The 21,900-nt window shown below is 44.4% G+C and carries 18 protein-coding genes; 10 read left to right on the plus strand and 8 right to left on the minus strand.

Annotated elements, in window-relative coordinates; translation table 11 throughout:
* Nucleotides 1-69 precede the first annotated feature (69 nt).
* The 4 genes from ANME2D_RS05920 to ANME2D_RS05935 form a co-directional block, all read right to left on the minus strand.
* Nucleotides 70-2,112, minus strand: a complete 2,043-nt coding sequence (locus ANME2D_RS05920) for an adenosylcobalamin-dependent ribonucleoside-diphosphate reductase (protein WP_048089804.1) — start codon at nt 2,110-2,112, stop codon at nt 70-72.
* Between the two features lie 91 nt (nt 2,113-2,203).
* The gene (nifU, locus tag ANME2D_RS17300; protein WP_081810159.1) at nt 2,204-3,544 is read right to left on the minus strand and encodes a Fe-S cluster assembly scaffold protein NifU; all 1,341 of its coding nucleotides are present in this window, start codon (nt 3,542-3,544) and stop codon (nt 2,204-2,206) included.
* 8 nt (nt 3,545-3,552) lie between these two features.
* The gene (locus tag ANME2D_RS05930) at nt 3,553-4,734 is read right to left on the minus strand and encodes a cysteine desulfurase family protein (protein ID WP_241763313.1); all 1,182 of its coding nucleotides are present in this window, start codon (nt 4,732-4,734) and stop codon (nt 3,553-3,555) included.
* Complete coding sequence (locus tag ANME2D_RS05935; RefSeq protein ID WP_048089808.1) at nt 4,725-5,084, minus strand: DsrE family protein; 360 nt, start codon at nt 5,082-5,084, stop codon at nt 4,725-4,727. Before ANME2D_RS05935 ends, ANME2D_RS05930 begins: the two co-directional genes overlap by 10 nt.
* 185 nt (nt 5,085-5,269) lie before the next feature.
* Here ANME2D_RS05935 and ANME2D_RS05940 point away from each other — a divergent pair, with 185 nt between their 5' ends.
* The 4 genes from ANME2D_RS05940 (at nt 5,270) to ANME2D_RS05955 (ending at nt 11,259) form a co-directional block, all read left to right on the plus strand.
* The gene (locus ANME2D_RS05940) at nt 5,270-5,854 is read left to right on the plus strand and encodes a DUF996 domain-containing protein (protein WP_048089810.1); all 585 of its coding nucleotides are present in this window, start codon (nt 5,270-5,272) and stop codon (nt 5,852-5,854) included.
* Between the two features lie 290 nt (nt 5,855-6,144).
* Nucleotides 6,145-7,830: a carboxypeptidase-like regulatory domain-containing protein gene (locus ANME2D_RS18390; protein WP_198527360.1), complete on the plus strand. Its 1,686-nt coding sequence runs from the start codon at nt 6,145-6,147 to the stop codon at nt 7,828-7,830.
* Nucleotides 7,796-10,219: a hypothetical protein gene (locus ANME2D_RS05950; RefSeq protein WP_048089814.1), complete on the plus strand. Its 2,424-nt coding sequence runs from the start codon at nt 7,796-7,798 to the stop codon at nt 10,217-10,219. Before ANME2D_RS18390 ends, ANME2D_RS05950 begins: the two co-directional genes overlap by 35 nt.
* On the plus strand, nt 10,219-11,259 hold the full coding sequence (locus ANME2D_RS05955; RefSeq protein WP_048089816.1) for a TolB family protein: 1,041 nt from the start codon (nt 10,219-10,221) through the stop codon (nt 11,257-11,259). Before ANME2D_RS05950 ends, ANME2D_RS05955 begins: the two co-directional genes overlap by 1 nt.
* A 159-nt stretch (nt 11,260-11,418) precedes the next feature.
* Here the strand turns inward: ANME2D_RS05955 and ANME2D_RS05960 are convergent, their stop codons facing one another.
* Nucleotides 11,419-12,621: an ABC transporter permease gene (locus ANME2D_RS05960; protein ID WP_048089818.1), complete on the minus strand. Its 1,203-nt coding sequence runs from the start codon at nt 12,619-12,621 to the stop codon at nt 11,419-11,421.
* 73 nt (nt 12,622-12,694) lie between these two features.
* Between ANME2D_RS05960 and ANME2D_RS05965 the strand changes: the two genes are divergently transcribed.
* From ANME2D_RS05965 to ANME2D_RS05990, 6 genes are read left to right on the plus strand one after another with little or no spacing between them, the layout of a single operon-like run.
* Nucleotides 12,695-12,961 carry a hypothetical protein gene (locus ANME2D_RS05965; protein WP_048089820.1) on the plus strand — a complete coding sequence of 89 codons (267 nt, stop codon included), beginning with the start codon at nt 12,695-12,697 and terminating at the stop codon, nt 12,959-12,961.
* Nucleotides 12,962-12,965: 4 nt separating this feature from the next.
* Complete coding sequence (locus ANME2D_RS05970) at nt 12,966-14,999, plus strand: hypothetical protein (RefSeq protein ID WP_048089822.1); 2,034 nt, start codon at nt 12,966-12,968, stop codon at nt 14,997-14,999.
* Entirely contained in the window at nt 14,996-15,973 is a 978-nt protein-coding gene (locus ANME2D_RS05975; RefSeq protein ID WP_048089824.1) for a DUF4350 domain-containing protein, read from the plus strand. Before ANME2D_RS05970 ends, ANME2D_RS05975 begins: the two co-directional genes overlap by 4 nt.
* A gap of 5 nt (nt 15,974-15,978) precedes the next feature.
* Entirely contained in the window at nt 15,979-16,926 is a 948-nt protein-coding gene (locus tag ANME2D_RS05980) for an AAA family ATPase (protein WP_102044958.1), read from the plus strand.
* Nucleotides 16,927-18,330, plus strand: a complete 1,404-nt coding sequence (locus ANME2D_RS05985; RefSeq protein WP_048089826.1) for a DUF58 domain-containing protein — start codon at nt 16,927-16,929, stop codon at nt 18,328-18,330.
* Nucleotides 18,312-19,136 (plus strand): hypothetical protein, encoded by an 825-nt coding sequence (locus tag ANME2D_RS05990; protein WP_048089828.1) that lies wholly within the window; start codon nt 18,312-18,314, stop codon nt 19,134-19,136. The genes ANME2D_RS05985 and ANME2D_RS05990 overlap by 19 nt, the downstream gene beginning before the upstream one ends.
* Here the strand turns inward: ANME2D_RS05990 and ANME2D_RS05995 are convergent.
* The 3 genes from ANME2D_RS05995 to ANME2D_RS06005 are packed head-to-tail and all read right to left on the minus strand — an operon-like array spanning nt 19,113 to nt 21,890.
* Nucleotides 19,113-20,048 (minus strand): DUF1616 domain-containing protein, encoded by a 936-nt coding sequence (locus tag ANME2D_RS05995; RefSeq protein ID WP_081810160.1) that lies wholly within the window; start codon nt 20,046-20,048, stop codon nt 19,113-19,115. The genes ANME2D_RS05990 and ANME2D_RS05995 overlap by 24 nt on opposite strands.
* Nucleotides 20,045-21,214, minus strand: coding sequence for an ABC transporter permease (locus ANME2D_RS06000; protein ID WP_048089830.1), 1,170 nt, complete (start codon nt 21,212-21,214; stop codon nt 20,045-20,047). The genes ANME2D_RS05995 and ANME2D_RS06000 overlap by 4 nt, the downstream gene beginning before the upstream one ends.
* The gene (locus tag ANME2D_RS06005) at nt 21,204-21,890 is read right to left on the minus strand and encodes an ABC transporter ATP-binding protein (protein WP_048089831.1); all 687 of its coding nucleotides are present in this window, start codon (nt 21,888-21,890) and stop codon (nt 21,204-21,206) included. The genes ANME2D_RS06000 and ANME2D_RS06005 overlap by 11 nt, the downstream gene beginning before the upstream one ends.
* Between the last annotated feature and the right edge of the window lie 10 nt (nt 21,891-21,900).

Below are 21,900 nucleotides of genomic sequence, written 5' to 3' on the forward strand. Positions count from 1 at the left end.
TAGTAATGAGGCAAAATATTAGGAGCTAAACAGCTCTAAAAAAACCTGAGTAGATACCAAAATCGAAATTTACGTTGGACACACCGGCGCCGGGCACCCGCCTGCGTATTCAGTATCAGCAGATACGTACTTATCAATTCTATCGCCGAGATATAATACCTGCTCTATCTTGCTGCCGTATCTGTAAACCGTGATCCCCTTACATTTCAATTCATAGGCGAGCATATAAGCCTTCTCTACTTCCTTAATGTCCACATCATGCGGGAAATTGATGGTCTTTGATACAGCATTATCCGTATATTTTTGGAAAGCTGCCTGCATTCTCACATGCCATTCTGGCGCAATATCAAAAGCGGTCACGAACACCCGCTTCACATCATCTGGTATCCCCTCTATGCCCGCAAGTGTTCCCTGTTTTGCGATATTCATCATAAGTCCCTCGCTGTAAAAGCCCCGCTCCTTGGCCACGGCCTCAAAATACGGGTTCACTTCAACCAGTCTGGTGCCTTCAAGGACATTGCGTACGAACGAGACCGCAAACAGGGGCTCGATGCCGCTTGAACATCCTGCTATGATACTGATTGTCCCTGTAGGTGCGACCGTAGTTACGGTAGAGTTGCGTATAGGTGTTTTGAATATACTGCCCGGGAAATTGGGGAACGCACCCCGCTCCTGTGCCAATCTCTCAGATGCAGCATGTGATTTCTCCTGTATGAACCTCATTATCTCCTCCCCTTTTTTCAGAGCATCCTCTGAATTATACGGGATACCGAGCTGCACGAGCATATCTGCAAAACCCATTACCCCAAGACCTATTTTCCTGTTAGCTTTTGTGATCTCCTCTATCTCGCGCAGGGGATATTTATTCACATCCACCACATTATCAAGGAATTTGACAGCAATGGGTATTATCTTCTCAAGTTTTTCCCAGTCAATTGATCCATCCTTTACCATCTTTGCAAGGTTTATTGAACCGAGATTGCAGGATTCGTATGGCAGCAAAGGCTGTTCACCACACGGGTTCGTACTCTCAATCTGCCCCACCTGCGGTGTAGGGTTATACCTGTTAACCTCATCTATGAATACAACTCCAGGGTCGCCTGTTCTCCAAGCCATGGTTATTATGAGATCCCACATATCCCTGGCCCGTGCCTTCTTTACCACTTCCATGTTTCGTGGGTTTATTAATTCATACTCGCCATCTTCGACTACGGCTTTCATGAACCTATCATCTACGGCTACAGAGATATTGAAATTTGTAAGGAAACCTTCTTTTGATTTTGCGGTTGAAAACTCAACGACATCCGGGTGGTCAGCCCTGAGTATCCCCATGTTAGCGCCTCTCCGTTTACCTCCCTGTTTTATGACATCAGTGGTTGTATCGAATACCCGCATAAAAGAAACAGGGCCTGAAGCTACACCTTTTGTCGACCTCACTATATCACCTTTAGGGCGCAGGTGCGTAAATGAGAAACCTGTTCCCCCGCCAGATTGCTGGATAAGCGCCATGTGCTTCACAGCATCGAAAATGCTCACCAGCGAGTCCTCAACAGGAATTACAAAACAGGCAGAGAGCTGCCCGAGATCAGTGCCTGCGTTCATAAGCGTGGGGGTATTGGGAAGGAATTCAAGTCTTACCAGCATCTCAAAAAACTCTTCCTCAGATTCAGGATCAAGGGCAACAGCTTTTGCAACACGCTGGAGAAGCTGCAGCGGTGTCTCAATCACATTCCCGCTCTCATCCTTCAACAGGTAGCGTCTCTCCAGAACACGTACTGCATTGACACCCAGCTTTAATTCATCCTTCACAACAAAGAATTGTTTTGCCCTCCTGATCTGGGCGCGCTTTTCCCTATACAGGATATATGCCTTGGCTGCGGCAGCATAGCCATTTTTAATTAAGACCTCCTCGACTATATCCTGCACCTCTTCAACACCCGGTATCCCTGGTATCCTCTTCTTTATGATCTCTGTGACCTGGTTCGCTACATCCTCTGCCCTCTTCCCATCTTCGCTTTTTGTAGCAAGGAAGGCCTTAAAGACGGCATTGGCTATCTTGGATTTATCGAATTGTACTATTCTGCCGTCCCTTTTCCTGATCTTATCTACCATGCTATTCAGCTCCCCTGTATATTATGTGCAATAGTCTATAGCGCAGTATATAAGAAACTTTGGTTGAGTGCCTTCAACGCCTGGAAATCACTCAACGCCAGTAAGGTTTTCGCAGCTCAGTATATGCATTATGCGCAACTATCAGGCCATGGGCTACTGCAACAGCGGTGAACTGAACATCAGAGGCGATATCTCCCACAGCATAGATCCCATCGATATTCGTTCTCTGGGATTTATCCGTCTTGATATAGCCTTTATCAGTAAGCTCTATTCCAATCCTCTTGAATATCTCGGTGTTCGGGGTAAGGCCTACTGCCAGTACGACCGAGTCCACAGCCATCTGGAATTCCTCGTTCTCCTTTGTATTCCGCATAATAGCTCTCTCTACCCTGTCGTTCCCTGATATCTCAAGAAGCTCGGTATTATACAGGATCTTTATTTTATCAAGCGTCTTTAGATGCTCGATCTTATGCGGTACTGCCCTTAGCTCATCACGCCTGTGGGCTATAGTTATGAGATCTGCGGTATCGGCAAGGCTCAGGGCAGCATCCACGGCAGAGTTCCCGCCTCCGATAATGAGAACACGTTTTCCAGTGAATTTCTCGGGATCTGTAACGAAATAATATACTCCTTTATCGTCCTTGCTGAATTTCGTCTCACCCTTAACACCTGCCTGCTGCGGAGATGTACCTGTTGCGAGTACGATTATCTTTCCCCTGTACTCTCCCCTGTCTGTGATCACTCTCTTATCCTGTGTGATCTCATTGACACGCTCCTTCCTCAGATCCACTTTCAGTCTTTTTGCATCATTCAGCCACATCTCAATCAGGTCCTGGCATGTTGTTTTCTCACATAGCCCCGGGAAGTTCTCTATCATCTTGGTCGGGCATAACCATGACAGGATCCCGCCCCAGTTTGAGGCTTCAAAGACGGCGGTCTTAAGACCCCTGTACCCGCACAATATCCCTGTTGACAGACCGCCTGGTCCTCCGCCCACGATAATCACATCAAAATCATATTTTTCTTTTTCTGCCTCAAGCCTGACCTTCTCCTCTTTTTTGGTCATATAATCCTGAATTGCTGCGTGGAGAGCATCTGCTGCAAGGTTTGAGCAGTGCATCTTGATGGGAGGCAGACCTCCGAGTTCATCAGCCACATCACTGCGTGTGATCTTAAGCGCCTCTTCAATTGTCCTGCCTTTAGCCAGTTCAGTGATCATGCTGCTTGTAGCAATGGCCGAGCCGCAGCCAAAGGTCTTGAATTTTACATCCTTGAGTATATCGTTTTCAACCTTTATCTGGATCTCCATCAGATCCCCGCAAACGGGATTCCCTACTCTTCCTACTCCATCTGCATCCTTAATAATACCGACATTTCGCGGGTTCCTGAAATGATCCATTACTTTTTCTGAGTATTCAAATTGTTCGTCCATATTTTTTCTCACCCGTGTGCAGGATAAAGTGGTGATAATGCCCTGAGTTTTGTTATTATTCCAGGTGTAGATTCAAGGACATAGTCCACATCCTCCTGCGAATTGTATTTGCCTAAAGTTAGTCTGAGAGACCCATGCGCTTCCTCATGCCTCAGTCCCATAGCTATCAGGGCATGTGAAGGCTCAAGTGTCTTTGTAGAGCACGCAGAGCCTGTACTTGCTGTTATTCCAAGCTCACTGAGCATTAGTATAGTACTTTCACCTTCTATATAACTGAAGCGGAAACTTGCGTTATTGAGAAGCCTTTTTGTTCTGTGACCTGTTAGATATGTATATTCTATCTTAAGGATACTGTCGATCAGTTGATCCCGCAGCCTGATAAGCCGTGCGCCCTCATCGATCATCTCATCTGAGGCAAGCTTTGCAGCTCTACCCATCCCGATTATGCCAGGAATGTTCTCAGAGCCGCTTCTCATTCCGAATTCCTGCCCCCCTCCAAGCATAAGAGGCAGTATCCTTACATCCTGCCTGATATACAGCGCTCCTACGCCCTTTGGACCATACATATCATTTGATGAAATGGTCAGAAGATCGATGTGCTCCTCTTCAACGTTAAGGGGGATTTTACCGCATGCTGCAGTTCCATCAACATGGAACAGTATCCTGTTATCGGATGCGATCTCGCCGATCTCCTTTATCGGCTGGACTGTTCCTACCTCTCCGTTCGCATACTGTACTGAGATCAGAACCGTCTTCTCGTTTATCGCGTCCTTTACTCGTTCAGCATCCACCATTCCGTCCCTATCAACCGGGATATGTGTTACATCAAACCCGCTTCTCTGGATGTCTTTTAAGGGATTCATCACGGACATATGCTCGACTGAACTTGTTATTATGTGATTTCCCTTATCCTTATACCTCATTGCAGCACCGCGCAGCGCAAGGTTATTCGATTCTGTCGCGCCTGATGTAAAGATAATGCTCCTTGGAGACTGAGCACCTATCAGATTAGCTACATCCGTACGTGCAGCCTCAAGCTCCCTCTTGGCTTTTCTTCCTGATGAGTGAGGAGACGAGGGATTCCCGATTTCCTTATCAAAGTACGGCATCATGGCCTCAAGTACCCGTGTATCAACGGGCGATGCCGAACCATAATCCATGTAAACCTGTCTCATTTCTACTAAAACCACATCGTTCCATCGGCTTCAAGTACCAGATCATTCAGCGTGGCAGCCCCTACAATCTCAGCTTCGGGAACAAAATCTCCCTTTGCAAGACTTATAAGCTGGCAGCTCTGCTCACAGACCATCAGTTTTACACCTGCCTTTACAGCCTGATCCATCACTTCCTTGAGGCCCGGGAATTGCCCCATCTTTATCTTCTCAGCGTTCCCTTTTTTCACTACTGTTATGCCCATCCCAAGAAAATATATTATAGCATCTATTCCCATGGCCTTTGCTGTCTGGGCCAGGATAAAAGGTGAATAAAGGCGCTCTGGTGTATCGATTCCACTTGTCTGAACGTAAAGTAATGCTGGCATATAATCTCTACATCCTATATGAATTAATAGTAGATACGTTTTTCTAATCTCGAAAATAGCAGCAATAGGCGTTTCTCTCAGGTAGAAAATCGGTATATTAACAGTAATAAATAATAAAACCATTCAAAATTAAGACAAGAAGATTTATCTATTAACATAGCTAAGTTTTACATGAGGGATTAGATATGGCGACTCTGGCTCAGGCCAGGATTCTGGGAGGAATAGGTTCTATACTTGTGCTGCTGTCTGTAGTTCCACAGGCAGGCATATTTCTTGGGTTGATCGGGTTTATCCTTATACTCGTGGCAGTCAGATCTATTTCGGACGAGGTAGCAGACAGGTCTATATTCAATAATGCGCTCATAGCAGTTATCCTGATCTTTGCAGGAGCGATTGTGGGGGCTGCGGTTGTGTTTGCATACCTGTTAAGATTCATTGGAGGCGTCCTGATCAGTCCACCGCCGGATCCATCCGGGCTCATAGGCCCGGGCATATTCAGTTTATTTGCAGCGATCTTTGCTGCACTGGTTCTTATATGGATATTCTACATAGCTTCAGCCATATTTCTCAGAAGAAGCTACCGCACAATAGCCTCTCGATTGAATACTGGCATGTTCGATACTGTTGCCTTGCTATATCTTATCGGAGCCGTGCTTACCATCGTCCTGGTGGGTTTTGTCATCATATACATATCCCAGATCCTGCAGGTAGTGGCCTTTTTCTCAATACCCGAGAGGGTATCACAGTCTGTGCGGGTACAGACAGGTTGATAAAAGTCTCATCCACTACTCCTTTTTAAATAAGAAATAAGTTCACCTGTGAGATAGATGACTTTTAAAGTCCCTGCCATGCCTGAGCTTGCTTCAAAAGGGCTGTGGAGGGAGATTATACTACTGTTTTGAGGGAGTATATGAAGGGATAGCGCTCCGATTGATTTTCTTCATCCGAAAGACTTAGCAGATACTGAGTAAAAGGAAGAGTTATCATAATTATTATAGTTATTATTATAATCATGCTAATGAATAATATTATATAGCTAAACAGTCTAAATTCGCTAGGTATGGCAGACAAAGTAAAAATCATCATATTATGTATGCTCTCAGTACAACTTTTAATATCGCCTTCGAACGCCGAAATTTCACAAAGCAACGATCCTTCTTATACCCTTATGGCAACAGGGAAGAACTATACAGCCTATTTCAGCCACATGAACACGAACGGCTTTAAATTCGTAATCAATGACCACAGTTTCCTATTCCTCCCAAGAGACATATCCTATACAAACGATTCAGGCGAAACATCTATGCTTCTCGGTTCTGCCCGGAATACACAGATACAGAATACAAGCGATATGGTCTATTTTGATAATGCATACGGCATGGGCAGTCAATTACAGTATCTTTTGAATCCACTTATGGTTAAAGAAGTATATGTATTGAATAATCTGCCCTTACCCTTAAGCAGCAGCGACTGGATGACTCTATCATCAATAGCCATATATAATGACGATCTAAAATTAAAGTATATCGATGAAAACGGCATTGAAAAAAGCTGGGACGGGACAAAAGCAAAAACGAATGAAATAAAATTCTATGATGGTTCAGACAGTTTCCAGTTCGAGATCCCGCAGCCTCTTGCCAGAGACGCATCGAACAGCACGGTATCCGGGCATTATTTGATATACGAAAGAGACGGGATACTTTACATTTCCGCGAGATTTTCTTATGCTTCCCTGGCAAACATGACCCTGCCGATATACCTTGATCTGAGCTTAGATGAAGGACAGGTTGCTTTCGGAAAGGATGAATATATACTGGGGGAAACACTTGACATATGGGACAGGGGATTTACATCGTCGGATGAAAGGACAGTGCTCTACAATCCATCAAATCAGGTAGTTGCGACTTTCGACTTGCCGAATTACTTTGATGGCTGGACATCGAGATACACATATACAGCCGATGCAGTGGGCTGGTGGAAAGCTGAACTCCAGACAAAGCCGTTCCTGTGGGGAAACTGGACTTTACTGGATATTGATTACGCTTATGTTAAACCTGCACAAACACCTACCCCAACGCCGACACCTACTCCTACTCCCACTCCGACGCCGACACCTGTGCCTACAACACCGCCAGGTCCGTCAGGAGTGCTGTACGGAGATATCTACGATACCTCGGGGAACAGTGTTTACGGGGCGACCATAACAATTGATACAGGACAAACTTATAATAATCCAAATAGCTACTATTACGCTATGCAGGTGCCAAGCGGAATGAGGGCGGTAACCGTCACTGCAAGCGGCTACGTCTCCCAGACGAGCGGCATAAATGTGGTGGCAGGACAGTTTAATAACCTGAACTTCTGGCTAACGCCGGTAGCGACGCCAACACCGACTCCGACACCCACACCTTCCCCTGATTACACAGGCAGTATAACTATGACCAAGGAAGAATATTATCCGGGGGAGTGGATAGGAGCAAATGCAATAAACCTGAATCCTGCAGTGGAGTATCGAATAAAATGGTATAAAGACAATGTTCCAACCGATGTAATTTCTGTTTTGGGGAGTTCCAGTAAATATACGAATAAACTGGTACCCGGAGATAATAGTGCAATTCTGGCCGTATATAAAGTCGAGCTGGCAAAACTGGATGGCTCTGTGATCAGTTCGGACACGGCTAAAATCATCGTGAGACCGAGGGATGTGAGGATTGCTGTCATTCTGGCATCCAGCAGATGTGTATGACAATAACGGCAACTGGTATAAGCTGGGGAAGACCGCAGCGTATTATGGAAAAAATGTTACTAAGAAATACGCGAACGGAACAACTTACGAAGACGGTTCAGACAACAGCAGCCAGTTCCAATTGGATGCAGTTGAAGCTGCTGACAGTGATATCAATTTCAATAATTATGATGTTGTTGTTGTCATCCATGCAGGTAAATCCCAGCAGGAGTCCGGAGGAAATTGGGATTTAATGACAACACATGCATGGATGGGCGATAATACAACAAGAAATGGAGAAATTGCCAGAAACCTTATCTTGAATTCTGAATACGAATTAATAGGTACATGGGCACATGAGGCAGGGCATGCGATGGGGAGAATATTGATGCCTGGAAAAGGAAATGGTTATCTACCAGATAGGTATGGAGATGAAAATGGCAACCATTCAATTGGAGCTTGGGATTTGATGGGGTCAGGGAACTGGCTTGGCAGTCCTGCCGGAAGCAATCCTGACCATATGAGTTCATTCAGCAAGGACTGGCTTGGATGGTTAAAAAACAAATCGATCGGTTATGGAACATACTGGGTTAACTCTCTTGCGACAATGGAATATGGAGATGAAATTACAAGATATGTCATTAAAGAGGATACTCCAAGACTTAATTATTACATTATTGAAACACGGACAAACAACCAATCTTACAGCAAATGGGATACCTCTGCACCAATTCCATATGCGTATAGTAACAATGCTTTAGTTCTATACAAGGTAGATGAGATTATCGATAAGAACTGGACAGTGGATTATATTGATAGTCTTATACCATTAAAAGTTCCATATCAGGATCACTCTTCATACTGGGATGCCGCAAAAAAAATACGTTTTAAAGCGCTCGATGAGCGTACCAGAACAGATGGAACCAGATCTTTGTTAGAAATGAAAGTCGGAATACAAAACTTTAGCATCCCCTGGCTTGTGGGAGCAATTCTTGTACCCCAGGATAACCTTTTAGGATATGTTCCCTGGTATAGCAGGGCGCCGCCTCTTAATAGTAAAATGCCGCTTCCGGATATCGACCTCCACGCTTACACACCCGACGGCAAGCATGTAGGTATAAATTACACTACGGGAATTTATGAAAACGAAATCCAGGGCGCCAATGCGTCAGGTGATTTGCTTGGTGAAGAATGGATATTCGTTCCTGATAATGTCAAAGTACAATTTGTTGTGGACAGCAGGGACAACCAGATTTTTCTAAACTCTTATCCAGAGCTGCAGCAAACCACAAACGGCACACAATCGTATAATTTGAGTATAGTTTATGACATACCAGACGACATCCGTTATACTACATCGGTTGAGCAGCCTATTAAACCCGGCGACATAAGGAGATACAACTATTTTATCTCGAGAAATCCGGATGAAACTTACGAAATCATACTGGATGATGTACCTCCTGCGATATTCAACACCACTCCAAAAAATATCACAAACACTCTACATGTTTCAGCAGAATTCAAAGACAATCCAGATGGATCGGGAATTGATAACAGTTCAATCTATCTCATTATTGATGGTGTTGATGTAACATCTAAAGCAATGATAAGCAACAATTCAATAAATATCAAACCCCTACTCAGAGACGGATTACATGAAGTGCGCCTCACCGTCGGAGATAAAGCAGGCAATACAGCAACAGCCAATTGGAATTTCACACTCGACACAATGCCACCTGCAATTCAACTCTCTCTTGCAAACGGGACGGAATTCTATTCAGACCAAAACATAACGATCGATTACAATGTTACCGATGCAACGTCAGGTGTAGCTTCTTCCTTTGCTACACTGGATGGTGCTGCTATCACAAAAGGCGATATGATCGATTTAAGAAACCTATCGATAGGAAGCCATACAATCAGGGTGACTGCGACTGATAATGCAGGAAACAGTGCCGAATCATCAACGACCTTCATAGTAAAACCATTACAGGCAATCATTGAAATCGAACCGCATACATTGAACATAAACAGCAGCGGCAGATGGATTAAAGCCAGAATAGAGATTCCAGGATATAATGCAAGACTAATTGATGTCTCCTCAATCAGGTTGAACGGGATTATACCTGTTGCGGTAAAGTCCAATGAGATTGAAGAGGAAGACAAAGATGATAGAGATGACGTTTTAGAAAATGATAATTCTGAATTAGAAATCAAATTCAATAGAACACTTGTGCAAAGCATCGTCAATCCTGGAAATGTAACTCTGTACATTTCAGGAAAAGTAAATGTTACAGCCTTTTTGGGTAATTATACGATAAGAGTCATAGAAAAGCAAAAAATAGATGATGAGGAAAAAGAAAAACCAGAAAAAGATACTAAAAGCAAGGACAAAGGAGGTAAATCTTAATGAGATATCTCCCTTACTGTATCAATCGTTCGATATTAATATTATTTTTATTAATATTCCTGATTCCAAACGTATCTGGTGTTGCTGTTACTAATATCACCCAGTTAACTTATGGTACCGATACAAGCTATGGTAACCCGGCGTGGTCTCCAGATGGCAAAAAAATCGTTTTAAATAAAAATGAAATCATCCATACTATGAATGTCGATGGCAGTAATATTACAAGTACAGGACAAAATGGTTATTATGCTAAGTGGTTCCCAGATGGCTCAAAAATTGTTTTTGAATGGGGCAATTCTGTATATATAATGAACTCTGACGGTTCAAATCAGAAAATGCTAATCAGTGTAGCAGGTAGTCCATCTATATCTCAAGATGGCCAATATATCGCCTTCGATGGTGGCGCGGTGAAAGGCTTTGGTACAACCCCTGAGCAAGGGCGCGGAATATTTATCATAGATATTAACGGCACGAATATAAAAAGGCTGACGGATGATTTTGGAGATGAAATAATGCCTTCATGGTCACCTAACAGCCAAAAAATTGTTTTCACTAAAAATGGTATCATCAATATCATGGATGCGGATGGCAGCAATATGACAAGCACCGGACAACAAGGTATTTATGCGAGATGGTCTCCTGATGGAAAATATATTGCATTCCTTTCCAGCCGTGCAGGTGATCTGTTTCAAGGCATGAATCTGGAACATATCTATGTAATGGATGTTGATGGCACAAATGTAACTCAGCTTACTTTCGGTGATGATAGATGGGATAAGACATTTGATTGGTCACCTGATGGTACAAAGATAGTTTTTACTTCAGAAGTGCCACCTACTGCTCCTAAAACTATAAATAATATCTATATAATGACCCTTGATTTCAATGTAACCTCACCCACTACTGCCCCCACAGTTATTCAAACACCCACAATTACACAGACCGCCACAACAACAGCAACGCAGACGCCGGGATTCTCGTTACTATTAGCTCTTGCATCTCTATCCATATTGGTTTTGATAAGAAAAATAGAAAGATGAAAACATATAAGATTGGCAAAGTGCGCCTCACAGTTGGAGATAAAGCAGGCAATACAGCAACAGCCAACTGGAACTTCACACTCGACACAACGCCGCCTGAAACAACGATTTCGAATAGCTCCCTGGCTTCATATTTTCGTCTTTTCAGGTTATCCGGATCTATACACTTCGCAGCAGTTCAGCTGCATTTATCCTGTTAATCCACATTGCTGCAAGTAAGCTGGTCACCAGCCCTGTGATGACCGCAGCTGCTGTGCCGATATAGATAAAAGAATTATCAATTAATACCAGATCCTCAAACCCTACCGCTCTGTAGATCAGTATGTTCAGCACTCTTGAGAGCGGCAGGCTGAGTAAGACCCCTGTAATTCCGCCCGCTATGCATACCAGAAATCCATCAAAGCAGAGGTACCTGATTATTGACCATTTTGAGAGACCCATTACCTTTAAAATACCTGCCTCGTTCTTACGCTCATTGAGGGAAAGCAGTACCGTGTTCACCGCAAGAAGCACACCCATCAATACAGCAAGAACTACGATAAAGAATGCACCTGCCAGCACAGGCGAATTTTGCCTTATGATCTTTTTTATCAGGTTCAGATTGGTACTGACAGCATACTCCGGGTACTGGGTCTCTAATTGTTTTTGGGTCTCTTCTGCTCTGGATGGATCTTTTAACCTCAGCATTACAAGGTTTACGCTGTCATAGTAGTGGTTCCCTGTTATCTCCTGAAGTTCAGAGAGATATAGAACGATCATAGGTCCTGTGGTAAAGCTGGATAATGAATTCGTAAGGCCGATCACCTTAAATTCCTGCTTCCTTGCCTCTGTCAGGGTTTTACCGATATGGAGCGTATCACCGATCGTTACGTCCAGAAGTTTAGCAGCCCTTCCGTCGATCAGTATCTCCCGCTTCCAGGGGCCGTTGTAAAGACCGCTGTTATAGTGCGAATCACCGATCAGGCCTTCCCCCTGCAGGATCGAAACAAAACTACCCCCTGTCCCTTCAAGCCCTGTACCGAATACTGCCTTTGGCTCTGCCCCTTCCTTATAGGCATATACTATTTCTGTGAGCACTGGCATTGCAAAATCAATATTGCTGTTTTTTAAAAGCCTGCTCTCAAGTTTATGGGCATCTGTTATTTTCCCTTCGCTTCCGCCTGCAAACTGTGACTTAAGATCAAAGGTCTTACCTGTCAGCCACATATCCATGCTGCTGCGCTCAAGGGTTTTTTCTCCGATCCTTATGAGACCGCTGCCGGTTGACCCCAGGAGCATGATTGAAATTACAGCAATAGCGATGCCCGCTGCAGACAGGATGGTTCTGAACTTGTTATGAGCAAGACCTCGCAAGGCGATCATACGCTCTGATAGAGCACCATTAATAATAATTATTATGGAAAGGTATAATCTATATTAGATATATTTTCAGGCAATGGCATCAATTCCAAGGCAGCACCGCTTTATATACATACTCTCTGCATGGATGCTCACTGTACTGTTCTTTTTAATAATCGGGAATAATCTCGATCTTGAGATGTTTTTCGTCTTGAACTTGATAGGGTTCCTGGTACTGGTTGAGATTACAACTCCTTTCAGTTTCAAGCCAGAATGGAAGCAGAGGCTAAAATGGGTTGTACTTACAGGAACAATATTGTTCCTCTACATAGTTGCAAAAAAGATTATCAGGATAATAGGGTAATTATATGGATAGTAACTCGAATCTCTTGCTTGTTCTTCTGGTGATTTCTACTGCAGCAGTACCGGTCTCTGGTGAGATTCCTTCCCATATAAACCCTATCAATGCTACGGCTACTTCAGATCTTCATGAGCGGCAGCTATTCCTTATCAACGAGCTTCTATCATACCGCTCAGGCATACTAATCTCATTGAACAGTAGCGATATCAAAGGCGCTCAGGAAAATTTAGATAACTACCTGAGGATACTGCAGGAGAATAATAATATTTTGATTGAGATGAGGGGCGATGTATATACGGAACTTAATGAGAGCGGGTATGCGCTCAACCTGACTGTAGATCAGGTCAACCAGTTGCGCACGCTGTATGAGGAGGGCAGGCTTGCATATAATAACAACCAGACAGGTAAAGCAGTCCAGATCGCACTTGAGGCCAGAAATATTATCCGGAACCTGAATTCAATGCAGCAGGAGCTTGTCATGGAGGCTGTGGCCCAGTATCCGGGGGCGAATGTCACACTTTACCAGGATGGATCGTCATCGTTTGATGGTCTATTGGAAGAGATCCAGAAAAGATGGCATCCTGTTGAGCTAACGCTTTTTGATGATACCGCTACATCGCTTTCTGTCCTTCCTGAAGGGGGTGAATTCGGGGACATGGTTTACATCAACGGGAGCCTGATACTGCCGAGAAACCGCTCGGGTATATCAGGTGCAAGCGTGGTAATAACAATAGATAACGAGACCGCTGCTAACATTACTACTGATCAGAACGGAAGATATAACTACACATATAGGATACCCTATAAAAGACCGGGCATCTACCATGTACAGGTGGATTTCGTACCTGTCAGTGAACCCCTTCTGGCATCTTCTGCCGAGGGTTCATTTTTTATAAAACCGAGCAATACGACCCTTACCATAGCTGCAAATCCTGACTACGGGGGGTTTGGCGATATCATTCATCTCTCAGGGATCCTGGCCGCAAAAAATGAACACGGTGTAGCAGATGCTGATATAGTTATTTCGCTTGATAATGAGACCCTGGTTGAAGTGAAAACGGATCAGAACGGGTCATATAAATATGATCTGGCGATCCCGCTGATTGCTTATGGCGAGCATACTATTGGCATGGAATTCGTTCCGTCCGTGCAGCCGCTCTCCCGGTCAGGCAATACAACAGCAATAAGGGTGATGCAGACAAATACTGCACTTACGGTATCCGCACCCGGGATCTCATATCAACAGGATTATCTGAATATAACAGGAAAACTTAAAACAGCTAAAGATCTTAATGTCCCGGCTGCCAGTATAACCATACTTCTCGATACGGAAGAGATAGGCACAGCGGTTGTTAATAACGGTGACTTCTTCTTTAGCTACTGGATTACCAGAAACGTGAGCCTGGGGAACCACACCGTTATGGTCAGATTTAATGGAGGATCATTATTTCTACCATCTGAAAATTCAGTATCTCTTGAGATAAAAAACAGACCATTATCCTACCAGACTTTTTTAATACCTGGGATTGTTATTATAATTGTGCTATTATATATCAAAACTAAGAGAGTGCTGTGGCTGCGGATCAGTGCTTTCATATCAGCAATCAGGGCAAGATCTAGAAAATCCACAGAGACCGAGAAACCGGCTATAACGTCGGATTCTCTAACAGAGGCTAAAATAAGAGAAGAGGTACAAGTCCGGGAATCCCCACATGAAGGATCTGAACGATTAAATAAGGTTTATGCTCATCTGGAGGAACTTGTTAAACAAAAACAGCTCAAAGAATCGGTTTATTTCTCCTACAGAAACTCAAAAGATCTTATATTAACGCACACATCGATCAAAGACTCTCCTCAGCAAACGCACAGGGAGTTTTATGACCTTGTAAAAAACGATATTCCCGCATTTTCAGGTGAGTTCAGGGAACTAACTGAATTATATGAAATAGCCATGTATAGTGATAAAGAGATATATGTCGATAGAGCAGTAGAGGCTATCGAATTACTCAAAAAAATTTATAACAGAGCAGGGGAAAAATGAATAAGAAGGTACTACTGTTAGTTGCATCCATCCTTATAGTTATAGGTCTTTTTAGATTTTCTGAGAACACCTCAGACTTTAGCACGTTCAATCCGGACTGGAATGGAGGTATGAGGATCAGAGACCTTGTATCCGAGAGACATCAGGCTGTAGCCATACCATCCCGCCATTATATAGGATCATTCGAACCCGATAGAACAGCACTTGTTGTTCTTGGACCCGGAGTGAATTTCTCAGAAAAAGATATAGATATCATTAAAAAATTTGTTGGAGATGGAGGACTCCTTATTCTTGCCGATGATTTTCGCTCCGGGAACGAGCTTCTCACCAGCTTTTCAACTTCTATCTCCTTCTCCAGTATGCTTCTTTTAGATGATGTGAATTTCTGGAGAAATTCCTCATTTCCTGTTGTAACTACAGGCATCGAGGGCGTGAGTAATATTACAATGAATTATCCGACTTCCCTTATAATCTCAGATGGATCTGCCAGAGTGCTTGCAAGCACAGGCAGATTTAGCTGGCTATCAAAAAATGGTTTAGAACGTGAGGTATCTGGTTCATATCCTGTAATGGCAGACCTCCCCTTTGGCCAGGGCAAAATAGTTGCAATAGCAGATCCCAGCATATTTATTAACAGCATGCTCCCGATGGGAGATAATATACTTCTTCTTGATAAGCTGGTAGAGAATAGAACCTCTGTTATCTTTGATGAGACAGGCCGCATGCCGCTTATTTTTGCTGCTGGATACCTGGTAAGAACAGATCCCTATGTTCAATACTTATCTGCAGGTATCGTTGTCTCTTTTGTATTAATCTATATGAATAGAGACAGGCTAATATTCAGAAAGAAAAAATCAAATAACCAGAGCTATGTATCTGAGCTTGATGAGAAAAATATCATCTCAGACATTTTAAAGAGGCGTAAATGGGACGAAAGGAGATTTGCGTTTTTTATGAGTAAGATCAGGAGATAGCATAAATGAGAGCTGAGGCTAAATTGTCAGAGGTTCAGCACACTGCTGAAGCAATATTCAACGAGGTAAATAAGATAATCATAGGGAAGAAGGATCTGATCAACTACCTTATCATAAGTCTTCTCTCAGAGGGCAATATCCTCATGGAGGGCTTTCCCGGTGTTGCAAAAACCACTATTGCCAAGACTTTTGCATCTGCACTTGGCTGCGATTTTAAGAGGATACAGTTTACCCCTGATATCATGCCTGCAGATATCACAGGCACATTCATATACAACCAGAAGACCGGCGGCTTTGAGCTCAGGAGAGGTCCTGTCTTTACAAATATCGTGCTCGCTGATGAGATCAACCGCACATCGCCAAAATCCCAGTCAGCCCTGCTTGAATGCATGGAAGAGAGGCAGGTCACACTTGAGGGTACTACCCTGAAAGTACCAAGGCCGTTTATGGTCATAGCCACCCAGAACCCGATCGATCTTGAAGGAACATACCCGTTGCCTGAGGCGCAGATAGACCGTTTTCTATTCAAACTTGATGTTGAGTATCCTGGTGAAGAGGAGGAACTCGGCATACTTATCAGTAAAGATAAAGAAATATTCAGTGAAATAAAAAAGGTGACCACTCCAGAGCAGATCATGGACATGGTAACTGCTGTGAAAAAAGTGTATGTTGATGAGAAAGTAATGAGATATATCAGGGATCTTGTGATCAGAACCAGAAAGAACAGGGATCTTCTGATCGCTGCAAGTCCCAGGGCATCGGTTGCTCTTCTCAACACATCAAAATCCTTTGCCGCAATTCAGGGAAGGTCATACGTTATCCCTGATGATGTTAAATACCTAGCCTATGCCGCGCTGAAACACAGACTGGTTCTGGCACCCGAATCAGAGTTCAGCGGATTGACCGTTGATGATATCATTCAGGATGTTTTAAATAATGTGGAAGTCATGTAAATGCATATCCAACAGAGAGGAAAAAACATTGCAGCATTTATATTTATTTTTCTGCTGTTAGGCTTAATAACTGCAAACCTGCTGTTCTATGCTGCAGGCGTGATCATAGCATTTGCGGTATTTTTCGACCTTGTGAGCTTCTTAGCTGCGATCAAGGCAATGGAGATATCAATAATAAGGAAGATCAATAAGAGCAGGCTGTTTGTCGGCAATGCACTATCTGTAGATGTTGAACTAAAGATCAATGCCAGGCACTTGAAGAATATATATCTTCAGGATGTGTACCCGGATGCGTTCCAGTTAGGTACCGGAGATTCCGCAAAGAGGATCGACACAAAGGAACCGGACCACAGCATTTCATATACTTTAAGCGCGGCAAAGCGCGGGATCTACCATTTCTCAGAATCATTCCTCCATCTTGAGAGCAATTTTCACATGTTCATGCACAGTATATCCCTTGAGAGCAGATCTGAGGTGAGCGTCTACCCTCCTGTTCTATCAAGAAGATCCATCCAGGCCGGTTATATCTCCTCACTATACGGCCCGGGAAGATCAAAACAGAGGGGAATGGGCATAGAAGTGGCTAATATCAGAGATTACATAGCCGGGGATGACTTTCGGCATATCGACTGGAAGACGAGCCTCAGGCTTAACAGTATGTTCACAAGGGAGTTTGAATCGGATACCGGGCTTCCTGTATTTGTTCTTATGGATCACAGCAGCACAGATGACTCCAGTGCAGGTCTTGATCATGCTGTAATAGTTGCAAATTATTTGACCCAGCAGGCTGCAAACAGCGACCAGCAGGTAGGCCTGATCACGTTCACGCACGACAGAGTTACAAACCAGGCTTTATTAAAAAAGGGAAAGAAGCGGCTTGAGATAATAAAAGATCTTTTTACGCTTGCGCCAGTAGAGAGCAGGCCATATTCCATAGCCATGGATACAGGGGAGATAAAGGAGATCGAGAGAAAGCTGGGCTCATATAACGGGGGTGGATTCTATTCTGTACTTGCGCCGTTCTTTACTGACAGATCAGAGCACTTAAAAGCTATGGAGATGCAGGGTATATACCAGGCAATAAAGCGCGTGATATCTTTCTCCAGGACCCCATCCATGATTGCCATAATAACGGATCTTGTATCCGATGTTCCATTCATTGAGAGCATACGCCTTGCAACATACTATGGGAACAGGGTCGTTTTAATAGTCACACCACGGATCTTTTTTAGGGAATATGATGTTGTTAAGCTTGAAGAGCATTTCCAGGAGTATATGGTGCTTCAGAGAAAGATCGAAAGGTTCAGGCGGCTTAAGAATGTGAGGGTTATTGAGGTCGGCCCTGGAGATAAGCCGGAGGTATTGATCAATCAGGCGGTGTATAGATGGAAGATGCGTTATTGAAGAGAAGGTTGATTGAGCTTGAGCGAGAGAATAAGACCCTGAGAGTGGAGCATAGCCTGGCAAAGAAAAATGAGTACAGGTACACAGGCTATGCACTGGTTTTTTTCGGTGCCGCCGCAGCCGCAATCTCTTACTTCACCTATAACAACACAACTCTTGCGTCCATAATGCTGTTCGCAGGGCTTGGTACGGTCTATCTTGGCATCCTGTCTCTTTTCCTTACCCCTGAGAAGTTTATCAGGGAGGAGATTCTGGAGAGGAGCAACCTATCCAGCATTATCGTTATAAACAATATCATACAGGAACTCCAGATATACTCAAAAGGGATCTATGTTCTATCAGATGATGAGATCAGGGTTGTTATCCCGCTAAGATCGGATTATAAACTCAAGAAGACCTTTCAGAGGACATTCCAGGTAGATGAGCCAGGCAGTACTGCTCTGGTGCTTGTTCCACTAGGGTACTCCCTGATGCAGATGGCAGAGAAAAACGGGGCGGACTGGAACAGCATACAGCACGCTTTAGATGAGGTGATGGTCGATGGGCTTGAGGTGGCAAAGGGTGTTGAGGTAGAGCACGGGGATGCTGATATAACCGTCAGGGTAGATAAGCCGCTGTACATAAACCTGTGCCGCAGGGTTTCAAGTGAAGCGCCCGGGATCTGCAACATAGGGTGCTCGTTCTGCAGCCTGATAGCGTGTATAATCACAAAAAACACAGGGAAGAACGTGATGATAAAGCAGGTTGAGCACGGCAAAGACCATGTAACCGCAAAGTTTCAGCTAGTCCCTGATATTCACCCATAGGTGGACATCCCGGTAGGGCAGGCTGAGATTATTGTTTTTATATAAGAGGAACTGGAGCTTCAATCCCGTACCTGTGCGCATTGGTGTAAAGCTGACAGCCTGCTCCCAGGTCTGATTATGTTCCATCTGGACCTGAAGCTCGTTCAGCATGTCATTCTCAATTCTAACTTGAAGCGTGTAATCTACAGGCTCATACTCATGGTTGGCTATCCCTACGATGACAGAATCCGCTTTCCCTGCGGTCAGGTTAGTGGGATAGGCCTCAGCTTTGCCGCTAAGTCCAAGGATATAAAACTCGGTGAACCTCTCACCCTGTTTTGGAGTAACAATAACATAAACTACCATCAAAAGAGAGGCTATGATCGACGCAATAAGTATAATAGTTAGAATCCTGTCGGTACGGCTCTCTGGATTAACGAATACCTCGGTTTTAATGTTATTATAGATCTCCTTGAAGTGAACCTCAAACCTCATATTCTCATGGAGTCTTAAGCGCCTGGCGTGGGCTATCGATGCCATTACCAGGGTAAAAACGGTCAAAGAGACTATAACCGGGACGGGACGGATGCCCCAGGGTGTAAAATTCAATGCCAGGCCGATGAGGGGAACAACCGCTATGCTCATCCCGAAGCTCAGGGCAGTGCGCTCAATCGACTCAAGGTCGTTTTTGCCAGGGAAAAGCGATGCTATTAGCGCATAGCCGGGCAGGAACAGCACCATTAATAATCCCAGCACTATCCTGCCCTCAGTCGTATCGAACGGTGATAAGAGCACGAACACGAGGGTTAATACTGTCAGGGCAACAACCGCTTTCAGGTCTGATGGAAGCCTGGATCTGGTTCCACTGCGAACGGCGTCGACCAATCCATGGGATGAGTTATTCAGCAGGTCAAGAAGTAATTTTGATATCATACTAGCTCACGAACAATATTTGCCCGCCGGATCAGAAGGGCAGGCAAGATCCCTGAGACCGCACCGGCAATGATGGCTGTTGATAATGCAGCAATAATTACAAGAGGATTGATAACCGAGATTACGCTGCCCTCAAAAAATGAACGGGATAAAGCATTCAGGGCATGCATGCCTGCCAGCCCGGCTCCCGAACCCAGGATACCTCCGGCTATAGAGATCATAATCGCCTCATATATAACGATCTTCATTATCGATCTATCTGATATCCCTATTGCCCTCATCACAGCGAATTCTTTTCTCTGTTCGTTGATCGAGAAGACGACAGCGCTGGATATGAACAGGATTCCCAGTATGAGAGAGACAGCGGTTACTGTTACTGCGGTGGCGAGGATCCTTTTGTCATCGGCAATACTGTTAGCATAGTATTCAGCCTCTGAGAGAACGACGGCATCTGGAAAATATGCCTGAAGCAGGGGCATGAGGTTACTGCCTTTTACTATTACCTGGTTCGCCCTGTCAGCATTCAGATTGCCTGTAAGTTCCTGAAGCTCTGATATATGCATGATAGCTACCGGAGATGCTGAAAATTCGGCCGAATCCACTATAGCTGTGACCTGAAAGGGCGTTGAGTTAAGCAGATCACTTGCTGACACGCCAAGATATATATTGTCCCTTTCTTTAACACCAAGAAGTTTTGAAAGCTGCTGGTTTATTGCAACCTCGCGGGTAAAGTTATTTCCATAGTAGTAGGGATCTCCAGAAGACAGGGCGCCATCTGGAATTAAAGAGATGTCGTCTGGTATAATACCGATGCCGAGGATAACCCTTGGCTCTGTTCGTGCTGCATAAAGCGCTTTGCTCAGGACAGGGGTTGCGGATTTAACATCAGGATACGATCTCAGTATATCGATCCTCCTGTGTATATCTCCAAGCATGGTTCTCTCTGAGTTTGTCACAGGGTCCAGGGCGCCTGATCCTGATGGTATGACCCAGAAATCGGCCTGCTCTTCGAAAGCAGCACTGCTCTCCTGGTAAATCCCTATAGAGACTGAAGTGAGCAAAATGGCCGCTGCCACCGGGATTCCGATAGCAAGGGCAGTAAAAAAAGTCCTTGAAGTCCTTGATCTTCTGCGCCGAAGATTTAGAAAGGCGATCTTAGCGAGCATCGCTTACTATTCTCCCATCCCTGATCTTTATTATTCTATTTGCTTTTTTTGAGAGATTCTCATCATGGGTTACAATGATCGTAGTCTTTCCGAACTCCTGGTTCAGCTCAGCAAGCAGCTTCAGTATCCTGCTCCCTGTGATGCTGTCAAGCTCGCCTGTAGGTTCGTCGGCGAGAATAAGGGGTGGATCGTTTGCCAGCGCACGCGCTATGGCTACGCGCTGCTGTTCACCTCCGCTTAACTGTCCCGGCCTGTGGTCTGCCCGATCAGAAAGCTCAACGGACTCAAGCAAGTCCAGGACCCGCTCCTTTCTTTTGGTTTTCGGGACCCTGGCCTCTTTCATTGGAAGTTCAATGTTCTCATATGCTGTCAGCATCGGCAGGAGATAAAAATGCTGGAATACAAAACCGATGGTGTGTAGCCTGAGACCCGCAAGCCTGTCAGATTTGAGGTTCACTGTATCGATCCCGTTGATCATGACGCGTCCTGATGTTGGGACATCAACACAGCCGATGATATGGAGCAGGGTGGACTTGCCCGAGCCGCTTGAGCCCTGAATGACAGAAAAATCGCCATGTTCGATCTCAAGATCAATACCGCGAAGAGCATCTATGATCACTTCCCCTACTCGATACTGTTTATATATATTTGTAACCTGTACGATCTTATCTGCCATTTGTGATCCA

The sequence above is a fragment of the Candidatus Methanoperedens nitratireducens genome, assembly GCF_000685155.1.
Taxonomy (GTDB): Archaea; Halobacteriota; Methanosarcinia; order Methanosarcinales; family Methanoperedenaceae; genus Methanoperedens; species Methanoperedens nitratireducens.